The following is a 21,118-nucleotide window of genomic DNA, read 5'->3' as shown; positions in this document are numbered from 1 at the left end:
TATGTTCGCGAGGACCCTGCGGGAGGCAGACCTTAGTGCACGGCCGGATTCCATTTGCGCGATCCTGCATGCGCGTGCGGAGGAATATGGGGACAAGCCATATTTGAAGTTCATCACGGATGGCGAGCTTCTCACCTATCGGATGGCGGCGGACCGCTCCGTCAATATTGCGCGCGGCTTTATCGCGATGGGCATTCCCACCGGCGCCCGGCTTGGCTTTGTTCTCGCCGGGTCCGTGATGCATGTTCTCGGCTGGTTTGCGTCTCTCCAGGCGGGCATGGTCGATGTGCCCATCAACCCCGATTTTCAGGGTGAAGTGCTCAATCACGCCATTCAGAAAATTGAGGTCAGCGCGATCCTGGCCGACGCGGTGGGCCTGGAAGCGCTCAGCACCGCAAGCCCCGAAGCGCGGGCGCAGATCCAACTGATGGTGCTTCCCGACGCGCTTTTCGACAGCCTGTCTGCGGCGGGGGATTTGCCGCAGGGTATTGGACGCGTCGTTCCCTTGCGCGAGGTTGAAGCCGTCGGAAGCGCAAGCAGCGTTGCGCTGCCTGACATCGATCCGCGCGTGCTTGCGTCCATCCGGTTCAGTTCCGGCACCACGGGGCTGCCCAAGGGCGTGATGATGGACCATGGCCATATGCTGTCCAATGCGCGCAAGGTGGGGGAATTGCTGGACGTCGGGGAAGGGGAGACGATGTATACCTGTTTCCCTTTCCATCATGTGTTTTCCACCGTGATGGGCGTGCTGATGACGCTGTGCGGCGGCGCGACGATGATCGTCGCCCGCAAGTTCAGCGCGAGCGGATATTGGAACGACCTGCGCCAGCACGGCGTCACGCGCGCCCATATTCTCGATCCGCTGATCCCGCTGCTCATGAAGCAGCCGGAATCGCCGCTGGACCGCCAGCACAATGTCGTGCGCATGTATACGGCGGCTGGATATTATCCGGAGTTTGAGCAGCGGTTCGGCGTCGGGATCGTCGCGATTTACGATATGAGCGAACTGACGGTCGTCATGCATTTCCCCGATGGCGAAGAACGGCGTCCGGGCAGTTGCGGCAAGGAGTCTGGCCTGTTCGAAATCAAGATCGCCGACGAAGATGGCTTCGCCTTGCCCGATGGCGCGGAAGGCGAAATCTATGTGCGCCCCCGTTATCCCAATGTGATGTTCCTGGGCTATTATAATGATGCCGAGCAGACCGTCGCCGCGTGGCGCGACCTCTGGTTCAAGACCGGCGACCGCGCCCGGCGGGACGAGGAAGGCTATTTCTATTTCCTGGGCCGTGCCGGGGACCGCATTCGCCGCCGCGGCGTCAACATCTCCTGCGAGCAGATCGAGAAGATTGCGTCTTCGCATCCTGCGGTGCTGGAATGCGCGGCGATCGCGGTGCCATCCGCATTGGGCGAGGACGACATCAAGCTCTGCATCAAGCTGATGCCCTCCGTAGAAGTCGTCCATGCGACGCTGGCCGAGGAATTGCTTGAGACGCTGCCCCGCTCGCTGACCGTGCGTTATTATGAGATGCTGGACGAGCTGCCCAAGACGCACACCGAGAAGGTGAAGCGCGTCGCGCTGCGCCAGATGGGCGAGCGCGGTCTGACGCCGGAGACCTGGGATCATGAGGCGGGCGATTATTGGCGGTCCGCAGAAGCTGCATTGGAGCTTGCCGGGCGGGCATCGCGGTGAGCGTGGAATATGACATCCGGCCATTGGAAGATGGCGCGGTATTCACGATAGACCGCCCGGCCAAACTGAATGCGCTTACCAAGCCCGTATTGATGGGGCTGGCGGAATGCCTTGACCGGCTTGAACGCGAGGGCGCCCGTCTGCTCGTCATTGCCGGCCGGGGGGAGAAGGCGTTCTGCGCCGGAACAGACCTTACCGAAATGCAGGATATGGCGATGGAAGATCGCCTGTCGAAAAGCGCGATGGCGCGGTCGCTGTTCGTGCGGCTGTCGCGTTCTCCGGTGCTGTCGGTGGCGGCGGTCAATGGCCTCGCTCTTGGCGGCGGGCTGGAACTGGCGATGGCTTGCACCTTCCGCATTGCTGCGCAGCATGCGAGCTTCGGCCTGCCCGAAGTGAAGCTTGGCCTTCTGCCCGCCTATGCGGGGACGCAGTTCCTGCCCGCGCTGATCGGCCGCGCGAGGGCGGAGGAGTTGATGCTGACCGGCCGCACATTCTCGTTGGAGGAAGCGCTTGCCATCGGCCTGGTGCATCGGGCCTGTCCGCCATCGGCGAGAGTCGAGGAAGCGGCCATCGCGTTCGGCCGCGAGGCGACCTGTTACAGCGCCCCGGCCGTGGACGCGATCCGCCAATGCATCGCCGCTGCCGGTTCCGCCGTCAGCGATTCGGGCCTGGATGTCGAGGATCGCTATGTCCGCACAGTTTTTTCCGGGCCGGAGGCAGAAGCCGGCGTAAACGCATTCCTTAACCGACATTAAGTGATCAGTAATTCGAAATTTTGGGTTGCCATATCAATTTATCTCGTTATCAACATTAATGTTGAAAATAAAAAATAACACAAAATGATAATATACTCTGGCATTTAGAGGAGAGATGCTTGTGTCTATTTTCAATCGACGCCTGAAATGGGTGATTTTGCTTCCGTCCGCCAGTATTATAGCCACGGGCAGGGCCGAGGCGCAGTCATCAGACCAGTCTGCGGAAACCGGAAGCGAGACCCACGGGCTTACCGATATTGTCGTCACCGCACGCAAGCAGGGTGCGGAGTCCCTTCAACGTGTGCCCGCAGCGATCACCGCGATCTCCACCGATACGCTGGACAAGGCGCAGATCACCAGCATCGTCGATGTGGGCCGGCTCGCGCCCAATGTGCAGCTTCAGACGGCGGCGTCCTTCCCCGGCTTCGCGAACTTCACCATTCGCGGGCTGAGCGTGAACAACAGCCTGCGCACGCTTGATCCCACGGTCGTCGTGGTGGCCGACGGCATTGCCTTTGGCGATCCCTATGGCACGCTTGTCGACACGTTCGATCTGGGTTCTGTCGAAATTTTGCGCGGTCCGCAGGGCGTCCTTCTGGGTCGCAACGCCACCGGCGGCGCTGTGGTGCTCAAGAGCCGCCTGCCCGCTGACAGCTTCGGGGTCGAAGCTTCCGTGCGCGTCGGCAATGGCGGCCGCTTCGACCAGTCGCTGATCGTCGAAGGGCCGTTGAACGACCGTCTGCGCGCGAAGATCGCGGTTCTGCATCGCAAGTCCCGCGGCCTTTCGGAAGACCGGAACGGCGGGACCATCGTCCCGACGCCCACGGGCACGGCGGCGCAGCTTTATGGCAATGCGACGGGGCATGAGGTGCGCGACGATGTGCTGCTCATACGGCCCACTATCGTCTGGGAGCCGACCGATCAGGTCGACATCTCCCTGATCGCCGAACATGTGGACGCCACCTATGGCGGCAATGATGCGCGCATCATCGTGCCAAGGGGACCCTTGTTGTCAGTGCTGGGCTATACGCCGCCGCCTTTCAGCTATGAGATTGATCACGACATTATCGGCCGCACGAAGATCGTCACGGATCGCGCGACGCTGGAGGCGAACTGGAATGTCGGCGTCGGCACGATCACGTCCAGCACCGGCTGGCGGAAAGTGAATCATGATGCGACGATCGACATCGACGCAACGCCCTTCACGCTCCTGCACTTCCCCGACAACAAGAATGATTCGGACCAGTTCAGCAGCGAGCTACGCTTTGCTTCCTCTTTCTCCGACCGCATCAAGATTCTCGCCGGCGCTTATTATCAGCATCTCACCATGACCGCCGTCGAGCGGCGTATTCGCAACACGCTGATCGTCAGCGCCGCCGGGCCGTTCACCACCCAATATCAGGAGGGGACCTATCGGCAGACGTCCAGCAACAAATCGGTATTCGCGAATGTCGACTGGACCGTGCTGGATGGCCTCACCCTGTCGGGCGGCGCGCGCTACACGTCGGAACGCAAGGCGATCGCCATCGCTTTGCTGCGGACCTGTCCGGGCGTTGGCTTTGACGCCTGCCTGACCGACCGTCAGCGGCGGAAGGGATCATGGAACGACGTGTCGCCGCGCGCAGCGATCAGTTGGCAGGCCAATCGCGACCTGCTGCTCTACGGCTCCTGGACGCGCGGTTTTCGCAGCGGCAATTTCAACGGCCGCGCCACGCCCGCGCCTGCTCCGGCGGACCCCGGCGCGGGCATCGGTCCTTCCGATCCGGAGAAGGCGACATCGTTCGAGGCTGGCTTCAAGGCCACCTTCCTCGACCGCCGGGCGCGCCTGAATGTCGCGGTCTTTGTCACCAAATATGATGACATTCAAAAGGTGCTGACATCGACCCAATCGACCCAGACGATCCTCAACGCCGCTAGCGCGACCATCAAGGGCATAGAAGTTGAGGCGAGCCTGCAGCCGATCGACGGGCTGACGTTCGACGGCGCCTTCGGCCTTACCGATGCATCCTATGACCGGTTCGACGGCCTTGACCTTACCGGCGACCGCATCCCCGACCCGGCGCTGGCCAAGCAGCTCAGTTTCGAGCGCGTGCCGAAATATACGGCGACCGCGGCCGCGACATATGATTTCAGCATTCCGGTCGTTCCGGGCGACTGGTCGGCGCGCGTGTCCTATTCCTACTTCAGCAAGATCTACACTGACCTGATCAATACGCCGCAGGCGGTGCAGCCGGGCTATGATCTGGTGGACGCCAGCCTGTCCTATATGCCGACGGAACAGCTCACCATCCGCGCCTATGGCCGCAACCTGTCCAACACCAATTATTTCGACGCGACGCAGACGCCGACATGGGGCATTTTCGGCTTCGGCGGTTCGCCGCGCACTTATGGCGTGGAGGCGACGATCCGCTTTTGATTGCGGGGGAAGGGGATCGAAAGCGGGCCAGGGTGACGAAAAGCGGTGCGGACGAATCCCTATTGCCGCGGATGATCCTCTGCGGGGACCATATAGGCGCGCAGGAATAGGCTGACCGCAAAGTCCGCATCCGCCTCGATAAGTTCCGGCGCAGGCAAGTCCATCAGGCCCACCAGCCGTTTCTGTTGCGACTTGCCGATGCCCAGCGACAATAATGCTCCGGCGGCGGCCTCCGGGTCGTCGCGCAGCAACTGGCCGCTCGCCATCGCCTCCTCAATGAAGCGGGCCAGGATCAAGCGTGTCTGTTTCGGCGCCCGTTCGTAGAAGATGCGGCCAATTTCCGGGAAGCGTTCCGCTTCGGCCGCGATCAGCCGGTGCAGGGCAATTGCGCCCGGTGAGAGGACCTTGTTCAAAATGCTCTGCATCGCGCGGATGAGGGTGGTGCGGAGATCGTCGCCGGGACTGGCCAGAATCTCCGCAAGCTGCGCGCGATACGCCCTAGTCGCGCGATCAACCACGGCCTCGAACAATTCCTCCTTGGAGGAGAAGTGATTCCAGAGCGTGCCCTTCGATCCGCCGAGCGCCGCAGCAATGCCGGACATGGTCGTGCCGGCATAGCCATGGTTTAGAAAGGACGTCTGCGCCACGTCCATGATGATGTCGCGCCGGTCCTGGCGGCGCGCCTCACGACGGCTGAGAGAGGAAATTTCCGGTTGCGGACCCATAACCGTACCATAAAGTACGATATTCTGGTTGACAAGCCGCTGACCCAGGCTCAAAGGCGGAATCCATACTAGATGGTACGGTTATCTATGCGGCAAAGGCTCTTACATTCCGCTGTCATCCTTCCATTGATCGTGCTGGGCGGATGCGCGGCGACACCCGATCTGGGGCCGCTTCCCACCTTGCGGACGGCGGAAAGCGTCGCCGCTGCGCGCAGTCTGCAAGCGAGCGACGCCTCCTGGCCAGGTGACGGCTGGTGGCGGGCTTATGGCGATTCTCAGCTCGACAGGCTGATCGAGGAAGGGCTGAATGGCGCTCCCGACGTTGCGGCTGCCGTCGCCAGACTGCGCCGGGCGGAAGGGTTGGCGCAGCAGGCTGGTGCGGCGCTGTTGCCGAGCCTGGACGCCAGGGGCAGCATCACTGCCGACCGCCAAAGCCTCAACATGGGCTATCCCGATGAGTTCAAGGCGTTCCTGCCCAGAGGGTGGAACGATCATGGGATGGCCAATCTTTCCCTGGGTCTGGATGTCGATCTGTGGGGCCGTAACCGCGCGGCGCTGGCGGCTGCGACATCCGAGGCGAATGCGGCGCGGATCGATGTTGCGCAGGCGCGGCTGATGCTGGCGACGGCGATCGCAGACGCTTATGCCGACCTTTCCCGCCTGCATGCGGAACGCGATATCGCGCAGGGCGCGCTCGACATCCGCGTCGCGACCCGCAAGCTGGTGAGCGACCGGCTGGACAGCGGGCTGGATACGCGCGGCGACTTGCGTCAGGCGGAATCCGGTCTTTCGCTGGCGCGCGCCGATCTTGCGGCGGCCGATGAGTCGATCGCCCTGCGGCGGAACCAGATCGCCGCGCTGCTTGGCGCCGGGCCGGACCGGGGGCTGGATATCCAGCGGCCGTCCGCCGTAACCGTGGGTGCGCGGGGCCTGCCCGCGGGCATCACGACAAATCTCGTCGCCCGCCGGCCGGACGTTGCCGCCGCTCTCGCACGCGCCGAGGCGGCCGCGAAGCGGATCAAGGTGGCGAAAGCCGATTTCTTTCCGGCGATCAACCTGTCGGCGCTTGTGGGCGTGCAGTCGCTGGGCCTGGACCTGCTGGCCAAGAAGGATTCGATCTACGGCAGCGCTGGTCCGGCGATCAGCCTGCCGCTTTTCCATGGCGGTGCGCTTGCCGGACAATATCGCGGCGCGCGCGGGACCTATGACGAGGCGGTGGCCAATTATGACCGCACGGTCGTCGACGCCTATCGCGAGGTCGCCGATGTCGTGACCAGCCAGCGCGCGCTCGGCAGCCGCCTGACAGACGCGCGCGCGGCGCTGGCGGCCTCCGAGGATAGCTACAAGGTTGCGAGATTGCGTTACGAGGGCGGACTGTCCACCTATCTCGACGTGCTGACCGTCGAGGAACGGCTGCTCAGCACGCGGCAAGCCGTCGCGCAACTCGATTCACGGGCCTTCGCGCTCGATATCGCCCTGATCCGCGCGCTGGGCGGCGGCTTTGCCGCTGGCGACGCTCTTGCCAAGGATGTGCCCAATGGCTGATGCCCCCTCCGAAGCCTTCCCCGAAACGTCCCAGGAGGAAACGGCGAAAACCGAGCGCCAGGAAGCCCGCAGGAAATGGCTGGTCCGGCTGGCTCTCGCCGTGCTTATCATCGGCATCATTGTCGCGCTGTGGTATCTGTTGATCGGCCGGAACCATGTGTCGACCGACAATGCCTATGTGAATGCGGAGATGGCGCAGGTGACGCCGCTCATTTCCGCCCAGGTGACTGAAGTCGCGGTCAGCGATACGCAGGCGGTCAAGCGCGGCGACATATTGGTCAAGCTGGACCCCACCAATCCCCGTATCGCGATTGCGCAGGCGGAGGCCGATCTGGCCGAGGCCCGGCGCAAGTTCCGCCAGACGGCGGCGACCAGCGGCGCGCTCTCGTCGCAGGTGGATGCGCGCGGCGCGGATATCGTGCAGGCCCGTGCGAGCCTGGCCAGCGCACAGGCCGATTTCGACAAGGCGAAGATCGATTTCGAACGGCGCAAGGCGCTGGCTCCGGCGGGCGCTGTGTCTGGCGACGAACTGACCAGCGCGAGCAAGGCTTATGCCGCGGCGAAGGCAGCGCTCGACCTCGCGCGGGCTGGCGTGGCGCAGGCGCAGGCCAACCTGCAGGCCGCCAATGGCGAATTGGAGGCCAATGACGCCCTGGTGCGCGGGTCGACCGTGGACACCGACCCCGGCGTGCTGGCCGCGAAGGCGCGGCTGGACAATGCCCGCCTCGATCTTGACCGCACCGTCATCCGGGCGCCGATCGACGGCGTGGTGACGCGGCGGCAGGTGCAGGTCGGCCAGCGCGTGGCGCAGGGCAGTCCGATCATGACGATCATTCCGCTGTCGCAGGTCTATATCGACGCCAATTTCAAGGAACGTCAGCTCCGCCGGGTGAAGGTGGGCATGCCTGCGACCGTCACGGCGGACATCTATGGCGGCGATGTCGTCTATCATGGAAAAGTCGCAGGCTTTTCGGGCGGGACCGGATCGTCGTTGGCGCTGATCCCGGCGCAGAACGCGACCGGCAACTGGATCAAGGTGGTGCAGCGCCTGCCGGTACGCATCGCGCTCGACCCGAAGGAGCTTGCCGAACATCCCCTGCGCGTCGGTCTTTCCACCGAAGTCGAAATCGACCTGTCGGGCGATTGACGGTGAATGACAGCGCCACGCCCTGGGACCGGTTGACGCCAAGACAGCGGCTGCTTGGCGGCCTTGTCCTGGCGCTCACCAATTTCATGGTCGTGCTCGACCTGACGGTCGCCAACGTGTCAGTGCCGCACATTGCCGGCAATCTGGGCATTTCGGCGGATCAGGGTACATGGGTGATCACCTCATATGCCGTGGCGGAGGCGATCTCGGTGCCCCTGACCGGATGGCTGGCGCAGCGTTTCGGCGCGGTGCGGCTTTACATTGGCGGCATGGTCGGCTTCGGCCTGTTTTCGGTGCTGTGCGGCCTGTCGATGACGCTGGGCATGATCGTCTTTTCCCGGATCGGGCAGGGCCTGTGCGGCGGGCCGCTGATGCCGATGTCGCAGATGCTGCTCACCCGCGTCTACCCGCCCGAACAGCGGGGCAGGGCAATGGGTCTGTGGACGATGACGATATTGCTTGGCCCGGCGCTAGGACCGATCCTGGGCGGATATATCAGCGATAACTGGAGCTGGCACTGGATCTTCTTCATCAATGCTCCGGTGGCGGTGGTCTGCCTGATCGGCGCTTACGCATTGCTCCGGCCCGTGGACACGCCGACGAAGAAGAACCCCATCGATCTTGTGGGTCTTGCGCTGCTGGTTTTCTGGATCGGCTGCCTGCAGATCATGCTCGACATCGGCCGCGACCATGACTGGTTCGGCGATCCGATGATCGTGATGCTTGCGGTATTTGCGGCGATCGGTTTCTGCGCCTTCCTGATATGGGAGCTGACCGAGGAACATCCGATCGTCAATTTGCGGGTGTTCCGCCATCGCGGGTTTTCCTTGGGCCTGATCGCATTCTGTCTATGCTTCGGGGCCTATTTCGCGAGCATTGTTGCGATACCGCAATGGCTGCAGCTCTCAATGGGCTATACCGCAAGCTCGGCGGGTCTGATCACGGCCTTTACCGCCATGTCCGCAATCCTCGTCGCGCCGTTTGCCGCCCGGCTGATGGGCAAGGTGGACATGCGCCTGATGGTGTCGGTCGGCATCGCGCTGGTCGGCGTCATGTCGGTTGCGCGGGCGGGCTGGACCAGTTCGGCGGATTTCTGGTCGCTGGCCCTGCCGCAATTCATCCAGGGCTTCGGCATGCCGTTCTTCATGATCCCCATGACGACGCTGATGCTGAGCGCGGTCGATCCGGATGAAATAGCGTCGGCGGCGGGCCTTCAGAATTTCGTGCGCACATTGGCCGTGGCCGTATCGACTTCGCTGGTGCTTACCGCATGGGGCGACGCGCAGCGCGTGTCGCGCAACGAAATTTCCGGTGCGCTGCATCCGGACGATGCTTTGTCGCAACTCTCGCAGATTGGCATGACGGCCGACCAGAGCCGGGCCTTCATCGCCAATCTGGTGGATCAACAGACGATGGTGGTGGCGCTCAACTACACCTTCCTGATCGCAGCCGCCGCTCTGGTGGTCAGCTTCGCGACCGTCTGGCTGCTGCCCAAGCCCAGCCATATCGTCGGACCGGGCGCAGGCGGGCACTGAGCTCCTTTTTCAGTCCTCGCCGTCGAACTGTACCCGGTTCGCGAGGATTACCGCCTGGGTCCGGCTGAACACATTGAGTTTCAGCAGGATCGCCGAGACATGCGCCTTCACGGTGGTCATTGATACCGACAGGTCGTGCGCGATCTGCTTGTTGAGGCGGCCGTGGACGAGATGGGTCAGCACGATGCGCTGTTGCGGCGTCAGGCTGTCGATCCGGGCGCGGATGCTTTCATTCTCCTCGCTCTCCGGGTCGGTCTCTCCGATCGCGTCGGGCATGTAGATTTCGCCGGAAACGACGCGATGCAATGCGTCCACGATCGCGCTGCGCTTCATCGATTTGGGGATGAAGCCAGCGGCGCCCGCGGCGAGCGCTTCCCGCACGACCGTCCGGTCGAACGCGCCGGAGACCATCACCACCGGCAGGATCGGATAGCGCTCCCGCAGCAGTTTCAGGCCATCGAGCCGCTTCACGTCGGGAATGTTGAGATCCAGCAGGATCAGGTCGAAATTGCTCTGGTCGGCCAACGTCGCCAGCGCCTCGTCCAGCCCGGCCGCTTCGAAAATGTCGCACCCGTCGAAGGTCACGGCGATCACGCTGCGCAGGCCGTCGCGCACAAGCGGGTGATCGTCGATGATCAGCACCCGTTCCATCACCGGTTCGTCGCTGATGCCGTCCGCCTTCATGCCTTTTCCCCCGGCGCGATGATCGGACATATTGCGAGGCATGGCAACCATTGCCGCGGGAATGCCTGGCGGCGTCATTCCGTTTCGCCCGGCCCCATACCCATAGCTGCCACGCCCCATGACAATCATCTCCGATTGCTCCCAATCACTTTTGCCGTTGGGTCAAGGGCGCCGGATGTCTCCATCCAGCGCCCAATCATTCAGCCCTTCGGCAGTTTGAACACCCAGAGCGATCCGCCCTGGTTGATATCCTTGAACGACTTGGCGACCTCGCCGCCCCACAGCGGCACCGCGCCGCCCCAGCCGGACATGACAGCGACATATTGCTCGCCATCCTGTTCCCATGTGACGGGCGATCCGACCACGCCGGAGCCGGTCTGGAACTTCCACAGCTCCTTGCCGGTCTTGGCGTCGAACGCCTTCAGATAACCCTCCGGCGTGCCGGTGAAGACCAGATTGCCCGCGGTGGTGAGGACGCCGCCCCAAAGCGGCGCCTTGTTCTTATACTCCCACACGATCTTGCCGGTCTTGGGGTCCATCGCGCGCAGGGCGCCGATATGGTCCTCCGCGATCGGCTTGATGGTGAAGCCCGCGCCCAGATAGGCCGCGCCCTTCTTGTAGGCGATGGGTTCGTTCCAGATGTCCATGCCCCAGTCGTTCGACGGGATGTAGAACAGGCCGGTATCCTTGCTGTAGGCCATCGGCATCCAGTTCTTGCCGCCCAGGAAGCTGGGCGACGAGAATACGCTGGTGCCCTTCGCCGCGCCTTCCGGCGCGCCGGGGCGGCCGGCCGGGATCACGATGGGCTTGCCGTTCTTGTCATAACCCTTCGCCCAGGTCGTCTGCATGACGAACTTGTTGGCGCTTATGAACTTGCCGTTGGTGCGGTCGAGCACGAAGAAATAGCCGTTGCGGTCGGCCTTCGCGCCCAGCTTCATCGGCTTGCCGTTGATTGTCGCGTCGAACGGAATGAATTCGTTCACGCCGTCAAAGTCCCAGCCGTCATGCGGCGTCGTCTGATAATGCCACTTGATCGTGCCGGTGTCGGGATCGATCGCCAGCGTCGAAGCGGTGTAGAGATTGTCGCCCTTGCGCAGATGGCTGTTCCACGGCGCGGGGTTGCCGGTGCCGAAATAGAGCAGGTTGGTCTCCGGATCATAGGTGCCGCCGAGCCAGGTCGCGCCGCCGCCGGTTTTCCACAGGTCGCCTTCCCAGCTTGCGTTCAGCTTGCCGGTGATGCCGTTATCCTTGCCGCGCAGCGTGCCCATATTGCCTTCGACAACGGGGCGGTGCCAGATCAACTCGCCGGTGTTGACGTCGCGCGCCTCGACAGCGCCGACAATACCGAACTCGCCGCCGGAATTGCCGGTGATGACCATGCCCTTGACGATCAGCGGGGCTGCGGTGGCGCTGTAGCCCGCCTGATAGTCGGCGATCTGCTTGTTCCAGACCACCTTGCCGGTGTTGCGGTTGAGGGCGACCAGACGCGCGTCGAGCGTCGCGAAGATGATCTTGTCGCCATAGATGGCCGCGCCGCGATTGACGACGTCGCAGCAGGGCATGATGCCGTCGGGCAGGCGTGCCTCATATTTCCACTTCTGCTCGCCGGTGCGCGCGTCGAAGGCGAACAGGCGGGAATAGGAGCCGGTGACGTAGATGGTGCCGTCATAGACGAGCGGCTGCGATTCCTGGCCGCGCTGCTTCTCACCACCGAGCGAGGCGGCGAAGGCGGGCACCAGTTTCGACACGGTTTCGGTGTTGATCGCGCTGAGCGTGCTGAAGCGCTGCGCCTGCGGACCCATGCCATAGGTCAGCACGTCCCCGGTCGAGCTGGCATCCGCCATGAGATCAGCGTCGGTCGGCCCGGCGCCGGCGGCAAGCAGCGGCGCTCCAGCAGCCAAAAGAGCGCATAAAGCAGCGCCAGCCATCGAACGCATAAAACGTCCTGTCATCATCATCCTCCCTGGTTACGGGCGCAGCGAACGCCTCGATGAACAGCCTATTCCGCGCGACGAAGCGAACAATTGGACCTTTGGTCGGTCCGCCCGGTTCAGGCGGCGAGGGCGGGGGCGTATGTCACGCCATAGCGGTCGAATATCGCCTTCAATTCGCCCGACGCGGCCATATCCGTGAGGACGCCTTCAACCGCATCGCCCAGATTGCGGCTGTTTTCCTTCACGGCCATGCCGATATCCCAGCCGGGAGAGGGAAAGGCGGGCAGCGGCGTCGTGCGCTTGGCGATATTGGCGGGCTTGCGGTCGGCCAGCACCGCCTCGATCTGCGCGCGGCTGGCCAGAACGCCGTCCGCATGGCCGTCGATAATGGCGTTCACCGCGTCCGCGCCGCTGGGGAAATGAGCGACGTCCTTCGCCAATATGCCGCCGAACGTGCCCATCAGATAGAAGTCGGGGATGGAGTCGATCTCCGCCGCGAGCCTGTGCCCCTTGAACTGGCTGGGGATCGCGTTGCAGTCGATCTCGCCCTTCACGCAGGCGAATTGGAATGTCTCGCGATAATAGGGCGCGACAATCGCGACCTGATCGTTCCGGGCGGCGAAGCCCCGGTCGAAGGGGATGTGGAGCATGATGTCGGCGGGCTGGAAACCCAGAAGACCACCCTTCCACACGCCATTGCGCAGATCGTCGTCCACGCTTTCGTCGGCGATCAGCTCCGCCAGATCGACGCGCACGCCCAACGCCTTCGCCAGCGCCGCGCCCAGATCGGCGTCTATGCCGATCAGCTTCCCGTCCTGACGCCAGGACCAGGGGCGGTTGTCCTTGTAGACGGCGACCCGAAGGACCCCCAGCGCCTTTACCTTGGCGATCGGCGCGGCAAAGGCGTTGCCGGGCATCAGCCCCAGCGCCGACATGGCAAGCGCGTTCATGAGGAAGCGGCGCCTGCCAAGATCGGTTGTCTGCATCGCCTTTATTCCTGATGCTTGGTTTCCAGCCAGGCGCGGATCGCCCAGCCGGTCTTTTGCCCCAATATATCGCCGAAGGGCGGCATATACACTTTCCCGTCATGCGACGAGCCATGCTGATACCGCTGAACGAACCATTCGTCGCCGCTGTCGCCCACTTCCAGATAGCGCAGGTCAGGCGCTATGCCGCCCGATTCCGCATCCAGTCCGTGGCAGCGCGCGCAATTCTGGCCATAGGCGGATTCGCCGATCTTCACGGCCTCCGCATTGCCGCGATAGGGATTATGCTGCAGCCATTCCTCGCCAATGTCCGGCAGGGCCGATGTGTCGACCGCCTGCGGGGTGACATTGCCATGCGCCATCAGGGAAGATGCAACCGACAATCCGGCGACGCCGGTGGCGGCCAGCAACAGCATTCTACCAATATTCCTCATCCCAGAAACCCTCGTCTATCGCATTCCCTGTTGCCTGTGTTGTAGGGATGCCGGGAGGCCCGCCCCATTGACCATTGGTACAATGCCGTGCGGCCCGGCGGAGGCATAAGGTCCGGTGCAATGAGAAAGAGGATGATCGCCCTGATGGCCGCCGTTTCCGCCTTCGCGTCCAGCGAAGCCGGGGCGGAAACCCTGTATGTGTCGAACGAGCGCGGCAACAGCGTCAGCGTGATCGACGCCGCCAGCATGAAGCCGGTGGCGACCTGGCCCGTGGGCGGACGCCCGCGCGGCATAGCCATATCGCGGGACGGCAAATATATCTTCGTGTGCGCCAGCAACGATCATGCCGTGCAGATGATCGACCGGGCGACCGGCAAGGTGATCGCGAACCTGCCTTCGGGCGAGGACCCGGAACAATTCTTCCCATCCCGCGACGGCAAGCTGCTGTTCGTGGCCAATGAGGACAATGCCGCGCTGACCGCCATCGACATCGCCAGCCGCACCGTCGCCTTCCAGGTGGATGTCGGCAAGGAGCCGGAGGGCGTTGCCGAAAGTCCCGACGGCAAATGGCTGGTCGTCACCTCCGAGGATGAGAATGAGGTCAACTGGATCGACCTTTCGACCAAGGCGATGGTTGAGGGCATGCCGACCGACCAGCGCCCCCGGCATGTGGAGTTCACGCAGGATGGCGGGCAGCTCTGGATCGCGGCGGAGATCGGCGGCACCGTACAGATCGCGGATGTCGTGACGCGCAAGATCGTCGAGACGATCCGTTTCGCGCCGCCGGGCGTGAAGGATTATCTGGTGCTGCCCTGCGGCATCCGTTTCACGCCGGACGGCAAGACGGCGGTCGTTGCGCTGGGCCGCGCCAATGTGATCGCGCTGGTTGACGTCGCGACGCGCAAGGTCACCGCCTATGTGCCGGTCGGCAAGCGGGTGTGGCATTTGTCGATCAGCGGCGACGGGACGCGGGCCTATACCGCCAACGGCCTGTCCGACGACGTGTCGGTGGTCGACCTGGCGGCGGCGAAGGTCATCGCCACCGTTCCGGCCGGGCAGGGGCCATGGGGCACCGCCGTCGCGCCCTGATGCACGGCCCGGCCAGAAGGCCGGTCCGGCGCCTGACCCAAAGGATGAGAACCTAAGTCCAATTTCGGTCACCGCCCTCGCAAAGCACTCTCCCGACGCCGGTCGACCGGCGATAAAAACGGGAGGATGTTATGAAGAAGCGGGTGCTCCTTGCGAGCGCGGCGATGGCGCTGACTTTCGCACTCAGCGCGACGCCGGCGATGGCCGGGTCCAATGCCGAGTTGCTGAAGCGGCTTCACGAAAAGGGCATTCTTACCGACGAGGAATATCAGTCGCTGCTGGCCGATGACAGCGCGCAGGTCGCGACCGCGCCCGCCGCTCCACCGGCGCAGGCGGCCGCCGCCAGCCTGGACGACAAGCGTCTGGTGCGGATGAGCGACAGCGGCATCGGCATGGAAGTGGGCGGCGTCACCGTGAAGCTTTCCGGTTCCGTCAATGGCTTCTACACGCATGACAATGGTCAGGCGCCGGGGCCGAACACGGCCGTTGTCGGCGGCGTGGTGCCCGCAGGGGGGAGCAGCAGCGCGATCCGCAACGGCCTGTTGCCGGGGTATCTGAAGTTCGATGTCACCACCAATCAGGGCGGCTGGGATGTGGGGGCGCATTTCGGCATGTATCCGGGTATCAACAGTGCGGATTATTCCTCCGGCGGCGGCGCGAATGCCGGCGGCCGGCCCGTCGCGTTGCAGACGGCAGGCATCGATTTCCGTCAGACCTATATGACCATCGGCCGCGCGGGCCTGGGCGAGTTCAAGCTGGGCCGCGACATCGGCCTGTTCGGGTCGGAAGGCATTTTGAACGACATCACCCTGCTTTCGGTCGGATCGACCGGCGGCAATGTCGCGCCGTCGAACACGTCGCTCGGCCGCATCGGCATCGGCTATATCTACACCGACTTCCAGCCGCAGATCACCTACACCTCACCCAGCATGGCCGGGTTCCAGGTGTCGGCGGGCATCTTCGAACCGCTGCAGTCGCTGACCGGTCCCGGCGAGACCAGCAAGTCGCCCGGCTTCCAGGGCAAGATCGTCTATGACGGCAAGTTCGGCGATTTCAGCGCCCGCGCATGGCTGTCCGGCATCACCCAGAAGCATAACCGGGTCGATGGCGTCAGCTATACCGGCAGCGGTTTCGATACGGGCGCCAAGATCGGCTACGGCCCGATCGTCCTGACCGGCTATTATTATAACGGCTCCGGCCTTGGCACCACGGCGCTCAACCTGTTCGACACGGACGATCTGGGCAACAAGCGCGACAGCGACGGCTTCTATCTGCAGGGCCTCGCCACCTTCGGCAAATTCTCGGTCGGCGGCAGCTATGGCGAAAGCCATCTCCATTATGCCAACCTCGCGGACGCGCTCGCCAATCCGACTTTGATCGACACCAACAGCTCCTGGGTCGGCCAGGCGCGCTATGGCCTGACGAGCTGGGTCACGCTGATCGGCGAATATATCCGCACCAAGTCCGAAGCGCATAACGGCAATGAGGCGAAAGCGGATACGGTCGCGCTGGGCGCGATCCTGTTCTTCTGATCGCTACAGCATCGACGATCCGAAGGAGGGCGCGTCCTGCCGGGCGCGCCCTCTCCTTTTTTGTCCATCATGCGCCGACCGAAGGTATAATAGAGGGGCGCAGGCCGCCGACCTAGCAGGATGCCATAAGAGACTGGGAGAGCGCAGGTGCGGGCAGAACTCTATAGCGGACTGGCGCTGGTCATGGCCGCCGCTGGCTCGGCCCATGCGCAGACCGATCCGGCGGACGACGACCGCACCGCCATCATCGTCACAGCGCCCGGCGGGGCGATTGACAGCGACGATGCGCTGACGCTTTCCGCCGCCGACATCAGCCGTGCGGGGATGCCGGATCTGCTCTCCGCCCTCACCCGCAACATCGCCGGCGTGACGTTGCAGGATGCGCAGAATAATCCCTGGCAACCCAACCTCGTCTATCGCGGCTTCATCGCGTCGCCCTTGCAGGGACAGGCACAGGGGCTGGCCATCTATATGGACGGCGCGCGGTTCAACCAGCCGTTCGGCGACACGGTGCAGTTCGACCTGATCCCGGAAGCGGCGATCCGCAAGCTCAGCATATTGGACGCAAGCCCGATCTACGGCCTCAACGCGCTGGGCGGCGCGATCCTGCTGGAGACCCAGACAGGCGTCAGCGATCCGGGGCTGGAGGCCAGCGCGACCGGCGGGCGGTTCGGCTATGCCGAGGGGAGCATTGCGGGTGGACTTTCCAGCGGTGCGTTCAGCGCGTTCGGCGCGTTTCAATATAGCCATGACGACGGCTGGCGCGCGTTCAGCCCGTCCAGCCTCTACAACGGCTATGCCGATCTGGGCTTCGATACCGAAGGCGGCGGCATCCACATGAAGCTGGTCGGCGCGAAAACGAACCTGACCGGCAACGGCGTATCGCCGGTGGAGCTGCTGGCGGCGGACCGGCGCGCCGTGTTCACCCACCCCGACAACAGCCGCAGCCGTTATGGCCGGGTCAGCCTGCACCCCTGGGTCGCGCTGTCCGGCACAACGCGCATCGAGGGTAGCCTCTATGCGCAGAAGCTGACGCTGCGCACCGTCAATGGCGACGCCGCCGATATCGAGGCGTGCGAGGATGACGATGAGGCGGGCCTGCTGTGCCTGGAAACGGTCGGAGGCGACGACGAAGGCGAAGGGGAAAGCGAGGGTGTCCTGACCGATGCGAACGGCGACGCCATCGCCGATACGCTGGGCGGGGAAGGCTATGGCGTGCTCAATCGCGGGCGTACGCGGACCAAGGCGATGGGCGCGCTGGTGCAGCTTGTCGACGACCGGCCGTTGTTCGCGGGCGACAATCATTTCGCCATCGGCGTGAGCTATGACACCAGCCGCACCCGTTTCGACACATCGACCGAGCTTGGCGCGCTGACCGAGGATCGCAGCGTCGATGGGCTGGGCAGCATCATCGTGCAGGAGGATGGCGCGATCGCGCCGGTGGGCCTTCTCGCCCACACCTATTATTGGGGGGCGTTCGTGCAGGACCGGTTGCCGATCCTCCCCGGCCTCTCGGCGGAGATCGGCCTGCGCTACAATCATGCGCGGATCGTGCTGCAGGATCAGATCGGCACGGCGCTGAACGGGCGGCACAGTTTCGACCGGGTGAATCCCGGCGTCGAGCTGGACTATGAAGTGACCGGCGGCCTGTCCCTGCGCGCCGGCTATGCGGAGAGCAACCGCGCGCCGACGCCCGCCGAACTGTCCTGCGCTGACGAAAATGCGCCGTGCAGCCTGACCAACTTCTTCGTCGCCGATCCGCCGCTGAAGCAGGTGGTCGCCAAGAGCTGGGAACTGGGCGCGTCGGGCCATGGACAGATGGGCGGCTGGACGCTGAACTGGCTGCTTTCGGCCTATCGCACTGTCAATCATGACGACATCCAGTATATCGCGTCGCAGATACGCGGCCGCGCCTGGTTCCAGAATATCGGCAAGACCCGGCGGCAAGGCGTCGAGGCGTCGGTGAAGGCGCAGCGTGGCGGCCTGACCGCCGGTCTCAGCTATGCTTATACCGACGCGACCTACCGCACGCCGCTGATCCTCTCCAGCCCCGCCAACCCGGAAGCGGATGATGACGGCACGATCGAAGTCGAGCCAGGCAACCGCCTGTCCGGCATTCCCCGGCACAGCGCCACGCTGACGCTGGATTATTCCGGCCGGTTTGCCGGAAACAGGGGCTGGTCGGTCGGCGGCGACCTGATCGCGCGGTCGGGCCAGTATCTGATCGGCGACGAGGCGAACCTGAACGCGAAGGCCCCCGGATATCTGGTCGCCAATTTCCGCGCGGGTATCGACATCGTGCCGGGCGTCACCCTGTTCGGGGAGCTGCGCAACGCCTTCAATCGCAAATATGCGACCTTCGGCACCTTCTCCGAAGTCGATGAGATCGAGCTGGAGGAAGTCCCCGGCGCAAGCGACCCGCGCGCCTATGGCCCCGGCGCGCCGCGGCGCTGGTATGCGGGGGTGAAGGCGCGGTTCTGACCTGCCTTTCCCCTCGCGCTATTGTGCTAGGGGAAATTGCATCGTGACGCGCAGCCCGCCGCCATCGCGGTTTTCGAACAGCATGGCTCCCCCATGTTTTTCCATGATGGACCGGGCGATCGACAGCCCCAGGCCAACGCCGCCCGTCGCGCGATTGCGCGATGCCTCGCCCCGGTAGAAGGGTTCGGAGAGGCGCGCGAGATGATCGGGCGACACGCCCGGACCATCATCCTCCACCCGCAGCAAAGCGTGCCCGTCCGCCTGGCCAAGCGATAGATGCGCGTTGCCGGCATAGCGGACGGCATTGTCGACGACATTCGCGATGCAGCGGCGTAGCGCGGCGGCGTCGCCAAGGATGATTGTCCTGGTGGGATCGGCCATCGTGACGCTGGACTGCATGGCGGTCATGTCGTCCGCCAGCGCCTCCACAAGCGCTGCAAGATCGATGCGGAGCATGACCAGGGACTCATCGCCGCTGCGGACGAAATCCAGCAATGTCGTCACCATCGCGCGCATTTCCTCCAGGTCGGCATGGGCCTTCGCCCGGTCCTTCTCCGGTAGGCCCTCCAGACGGAAGGAGAGGCGCATCATTGGCGTGCGCAGATCATGGGCGATGGCGATCAGCATGGCGGTGCGTTCCGCGACATGGCCCACCAACTGGGCCTGCATGCGGTTGAACGCCTGCCCCAGCTTGCGCACTTCAGGGGGGCCTTCGACCGGCAAAGGCTCCCTCCGCTCCATGCTGACAGCCGTCACCCGCCCGGCGAGCCGGTGTATCGGATTGGTGATCCTGCGCGCGACGAGATAGGCAGGCCCAAGCAGCAGCGCGAAGATCAGGATCATCAGGGAGATGGTGATGGCGTACCAGCGCAAGGATCCGTGCCGTTCGCCAGTCATCCACGACCAGTGATCGCCATTGCGCCATGACACCGTAAAGCTGTCATGCAGCATCGGGCCGCGCCCCCCCATGCCCGCCATCGGGAAAGCGGGCCGGCTGCCGTTTTTCGGCGATCCGGGGAAAGGGAATGCGGCCATGCCTTCGCCGGGCCGCGGTCCCATTGCGGGCATGGCCGGACCCGCGACATAGAGCCGCACATTCTGTTCCGGCACGCCCAGCCGCAGGGCGAGGGCCTTTGCCAAAAGAGGTGCGGGCCGCATGCCGGACGGTTGCTTGACGCCCTGGCCCCGGTCCAGGCTCCAATCGCTATTCTCGCTCTGTCCTGTGCGGATGGCGGCAGCGACCTCATCCATGGTCAGGGGCCGCGCATGGGGCGGCGGACCCCGGAAGGTGACCGCGAGCATCGCGCACAGCGCGGCGATGAGCGCGATCGCTATAAGGCCGACAATGCCCGCCAGAATAGGCGGATTGAACCCGCGCCTCACCCGCGCAGCGCCTCGACGGACGGCGTGAACATATAGCCCTCATGTCGGACGGTGCGGATAAGATCGACGCCCTTGCCCCGTTCGAGCTTGCGCCGCAGGCGGCTGACCTGAACATCGATGGCCCGGTCATAGCTTTCCGTGTCCCGGCCCGCCGACCAGTCGAGCAACTGGTCGCGGTTCAGCACGCGCCGGGGATGTTCGATAAAGGCGCGCAGCAGCCGGAACTCGCCGTCCGTCAGGCTGACCACGGCATTGTCCGGGTCGAGCAACAGGCGGCTGTCCATGTCCACAGACCAGCCCGCAAAGCCGAGCCGTTGCCCGCCCTGCTGCGCCGGACCGGCGGAGGGCGCGGCCTGCCTTACCCGCCGCAGCACCGTGCGGATGCGCGCCAGCAATTCGCGCGGATTGCAGGGTTTGGACAGATAGTCCTCCGCCCCCATCTCCAGCCCGATGATCCGGTCGATATCGCTGCCCACGGCGGACAGCATGATGATGGGCATGGTGCGGTTCCCCTGCAGCCGGCGCAGGATGGACAGGCCGTCCTCCCCCGGCATCATCACGTCCAGCACGGCAATGTCGAAGCTTTTCGACGCCAGCAACCGGTCCATGGCCGCGCCGTCGCTGGCGGTGTCCACGGCAAAGCCGTGCCGCTCCAGAAATTCGGAGATCAGTTCCCGAATGGCCTGATCGTCATCGACGACCAGGATGCGGGTTCCTATCTCCACTGGCGCATCCTCCGCATTTGCGACCCCGGGCATGGGCGTCTGCGCAGATATACCCCC

Annotated in this window: 16 protein-coding genes; 9 read left to right on the top strand and 7 right to left on the bottom strand. The window is 64.1% G+C overall.

Annotation, left to right across the window (positions count from 1 at the left end; translation table 11 throughout):
* Position 1: 1 nt before the first annotated feature.
* The 3 genes from KFK14_RS22925 (at position 2) to KFK14_RS22915 (ending at position 4,861) form a co-directional block, all read left to right on the top strand.
* A complete protein-coding gene (locus KFK14_RS22925) occupies positions 2-1,690 on the top strand; it encodes an AMP-binding protein (protein ID WP_212609271.1) in 1,689 nt (562 codons plus the stop codon).
* A complete protein-coding gene (locus tag KFK14_RS22920; protein ID WP_212609270.1) occupies positions 1,687-2,445 on the top strand; it encodes an enoyl-CoA hydratase/isomerase family protein in 759 nt (252 codons plus the stop codon). The genes KFK14_RS22925 and KFK14_RS22920 overlap by 4 nt, the downstream gene beginning before the upstream one ends.
* A gap of 121 nt (positions 2,446-2,566) precedes the next feature.
* Positions 2,567-4,861 carry a TonB-dependent receptor gene (locus KFK14_RS22915; RefSeq protein WP_212609269.1) on the top strand — a complete coding sequence of 765 codons (2,295 nt, stop codon included), beginning with the start codon at positions 2,567-2,569 and terminating at the stop codon, positions 4,859-4,861.
* A gap of 59 nt (positions 4,862-4,920) precedes the next feature.
* Here the strand turns inward: KFK14_RS22915 and KFK14_RS22910 are convergent, their stop codons facing one another.
* A complete protein-coding gene (locus KFK14_RS22910; RefSeq protein ID WP_212611272.1) occupies positions 4,921-5,586 on the bottom strand; it encodes a TetR/AcrR family transcriptional regulator in 666 nt (221 codons plus the stop codon).
* Positions 5,587-5,673: 87 nt separating this feature from the next.
* Here KFK14_RS22910 and KFK14_RS22905 point away from each other — a divergent pair, with 87 nt between their 5' ends.
* The 3 genes from KFK14_RS22905 to KFK14_RS22895 are packed head-to-tail and all read left to right on the top strand — an operon-like array spanning position 5,674 to position 9,813.
* The gene (locus tag KFK14_RS22905) at positions 5,674-7,131 is read left to right on the top strand and encodes an efflux transporter outer membrane subunit (RefSeq protein WP_246524754.1); all 1,458 of its coding nucleotides are present in this window, start codon (positions 5,674-5,676) and stop codon (positions 7,129-7,131) included.
* Positions 7,124-8,278, top strand: a complete 1,155-nt coding sequence (locus KFK14_RS22900) for an EmrA/EmrK family multidrug efflux transporter periplasmic adaptor subunit (RefSeq protein WP_212609267.1) — start codon at positions 7,124-7,126, stop codon at positions 8,276-8,278. Before KFK14_RS22905 ends, KFK14_RS22900 begins: the two co-directional genes overlap by 8 nt.
* Positions 8,279-8,280: 2 nt before the next feature.
* Entirely contained in the window at positions 8,281-9,813 is a 1,533-nt protein-coding gene (locus tag KFK14_RS22895; protein ID WP_212609266.1) for a DHA2 family efflux MFS transporter permease subunit, read from the top strand.
* A gap of 9 nt (positions 9,814-9,822) precedes the next feature.
* Here the strand turns inward: KFK14_RS22895 and KFK14_RS22890 are convergent, their stop codons facing one another.
* From KFK14_RS22890 to pedF, 4 genes are all read right to left on the bottom strand, one after another.
* A complete protein-coding gene (locus KFK14_RS22890; protein ID WP_425516696.1) occupies positions 9,823-10,527 on the bottom strand; it encodes a response regulator in 705 nt (234 codons plus the stop codon).
* Between the two features lie 170 nt (positions 10,528-10,697).
* Positions 10,698-12,449: a methanol/ethanol family PQQ-dependent dehydrogenase gene (locus KFK14_RS22885; RefSeq protein ID WP_212609265.1), complete on the bottom strand. Its 1,752-nt coding sequence runs from the start codon at positions 12,447-12,449 to the stop codon at positions 10,698-10,700.
* Positions 12,450-12,547: 98 nt separating this feature from the next.
* Positions 12,548-13,417 (bottom strand): substrate-binding periplasmic protein, encoded by an 870-nt coding sequence (locus KFK14_RS22880; protein WP_212609264.1) that lies wholly within the window; start codon positions 13,415-13,417, stop codon positions 12,548-12,550.
* A 5-nt stretch (positions 13,418-13,422) separates the two neighbouring features.
* Complete coding sequence (gene pedF / locus KFK14_RS22875) at positions 13,423-13,851, bottom strand: cytochrome c-550 PedF (RefSeq protein ID WP_212609263.1); 429 nt, start codon at positions 13,849-13,851, stop codon at positions 13,423-13,425.
* Between the two features lie 120 nt (positions 13,852-13,971).
* On the opposite strand from pedF, the gene KFK14_RS22870 reads away from it, so the two are divergent.
* The 3 genes from KFK14_RS22870 to KFK14_RS22860 all read left to right on the top strand — a co-directional run bounded on the left by KFK14_RS22870 (position 13,972) and on the right by KFK14_RS22860 (position 18,953).
* The gene (locus tag KFK14_RS22870; protein ID WP_212609262.1) at positions 13,972-14,940 is read left to right on the top strand and encodes a PQQ-dependent catabolism-associated beta-propeller protein; all 969 of its coding nucleotides are present in this window, start codon (positions 13,972-13,974) and stop codon (positions 14,938-14,940) included.
* A 131-nt stretch (positions 14,941-15,071) separates the two neighbouring features.
* On the top strand, positions 15,072-16,472 hold the full coding sequence (locus KFK14_RS22865) for a porin (RefSeq protein WP_212609261.1): 1,401 nt from the start codon (positions 15,072-15,074) through the stop codon (positions 16,470-16,472).
* Between the two features lie 183 nt (positions 16,473-16,655).
* Entirely contained in the window at positions 16,656-18,953 is a 2,298-nt protein-coding gene (locus KFK14_RS22860; protein WP_212611271.1) for a TonB-dependent receptor, read from the top strand.
* An 18-nt stretch (positions 18,954-18,971) separates the two neighbouring features.
* Here KFK14_RS22860 and KFK14_RS22855 read toward each other — a convergent pair whose 3' ends face one another.
* The gene (locus KFK14_RS22855) at positions 18,972-20,336 is read right to left on the bottom strand and encodes a sensor histidine kinase (protein ID WP_246524752.1); all 1,365 of its coding nucleotides are present in this window, start codon (positions 20,334-20,336) and stop codon (positions 18,972-18,974) included.
* Positions 20,333-21,094, bottom strand: coding sequence for a response regulator (locus KFK14_RS22850; RefSeq protein WP_212609260.1), 762 nt, complete (start codon positions 21,092-21,094; stop codon positions 20,333-20,335). Before KFK14_RS22850 ends, KFK14_RS22855 begins: the two co-directional genes overlap by 4 nt.
* Positions 21,095-21,118: the final 24 nt, after the last annotated feature.

Origin of the sequence: Sphingobium phenoxybenzoativorans (assembly GCF_018286635.1) — a bacterium.
GTDB lineage: Bacteria > Pseudomonadota > Alphaproteobacteria > Sphingomonadales > Sphingomonadaceae > Sphingobium > Sphingobium phenoxybenzoativorans.
This window is presented reverse-complemented; position numbering and strand designations above follow the sequence as displayed.

Coding starts and splice junctions, on each gene's coding strand:
- KFK14_RS22860 (WP_212611271.1), top strand. CDS start 16,656: ATGGCCGCCGCTGGCTCGGCCCATGCGCAGACCGATCCGGCGGACGAC.
- KFK14_RS22885 (WP_212609265.1), bottom strand. CDS start 12,449: ATGACAGGACGTTTTATGCGTTCGATGGCTGGCGCTGCTTTATGCGCT.
- KFK14_RS22870 (WP_212609262.1), top strand. CDS start 13,972: ATGAGAAAGAGGATGATCGCCCTGATGGCCGCCGTTTCCGCCTTCGCG.
- KFK14_RS22865 (WP_212609261.1), top strand. CDS start 15,072: ATGAAGAAGCGGGTGCTCCTTGCGAGCGCGGCGATGGCGCTGACTTTC.
- KFK14_RS22900 (WP_212609267.1), top strand. CDS start 7,124: ATGGCTGATGCCCCCTCCGAAGCCTTCCCCGAAACGTCCCAGGAGGAA.
- KFK14_RS22850 (WP_212609260.1), bottom strand. CDS start 21,094: ATGCCCGGGGTCGCAAATGCGGAGGATGCGCCAGTGGAGATAGGAACC.
- pedF (WP_212609263.1), bottom strand. CDS start 13,851: ATGAGGAATATTGGTAGAATGCTGTTGCTGGCCGCCACCGGCGTCGCC.
- KFK14_RS22880 (WP_212609264.1), bottom strand. CDS start 13,417: ATGCAGACAACCGATCTTGGCAGGCGCCGCTTCCTCATGAACGCGCTT.
- KFK14_RS22910 (WP_212611272.1), bottom strand. CDS start 5,586: ATGGGTCCGCAACCGGAAATTTCCTCTCTCAGCCGTCGTGAGGCGCGC.
- KFK14_RS22925 (WP_212609271.1), top strand. CDS start 2: ATGTTCGCGAGGACCCTGCGGGAGGCAGACCTTAGTGCACGGCCGGAT.
- KFK14_RS22905 (WP_246524754.1), top strand. CDS start 5,674: ATGCGGCAAAGGCTCTTACATTCCGCTGTCATCCTTCCATTGATCGTG.
- KFK14_RS22890 (WP_425516696.1), bottom strand. CDS start 10,527: ATGTCCGATCATCGCGCCGGGGGAAAAGGCATGAAGGCGGACGGCATC.